Raw genomic sequence first — 633 nt, forward strand, 5'->3', positions numbered from 1 at the left:
TTATTAATGACTCCGTTAATAGAGCTTTTTACAAGATCAAGCGTCTGGGAAATATTAAAGGACGTATTTTCTACCATTTGCCCATTTAAAAGGCTCTTTACAAATACAACCAGAACAGTAAAGAACCCGAAAGTAATCCAGTCAAGAACCACAATGATATTCTTTTTTAATAAATTAGCTTCAAACTTATAAACGATGTTGGCAGTGAAAAATGCCATCACTAAACCTAAAAGTAAAGTTACTGAAAACAAAAACAAAACAAGAACATTGTATGATTCTAACTGAACAATAACATTCGTTAGTAGTGCAGAAGAAGTTTGGCTGGCCATTTGAATGGTAACTTTGATACCAGAATGAATTTGAAAATAAAAATATGATGCCAGTAATATTAAAAATGCCAAAACAGCATTCCCAACAACGAAATAATTTTGCTTAATTGCTTGTAGCGTTCCAACTATCATGCGTTGAAAAGTCTCCGTAGAACTCTCTTCGTTGGAGTATGTATGGTTGGTCGAAGAATCTTCCACAAATTGGCCTTTAGCAAAAGCTTCATCAATTTCTTTTTTTGTCGGTTCACGATCATTTATCGTTTGAAAATAAAGTAACCAATTTGCTTTTGAAACCCGCTTATCT

The 633-nt window shown here is 33.2% G+C and carries 1 pseudogene; it reads right to left on the reverse strand.

The annotated features are described in order from the left end of the window. Positions 1-633: pseudogene (locus KH893_RS11405) on the reverse strand (hypothetical protein); the annotation flags it as partial.

Origin of the sequence: Liquorilactobacillus sicerae (assembly GCF_029916425.1) — a bacterium.
GTDB classification, from domain to species: domain Bacteria; phylum Bacillota; class Bacilli; order Lactobacillales; family Lactobacillaceae; genus Liquorilactobacillus; species Liquorilactobacillus sicerae.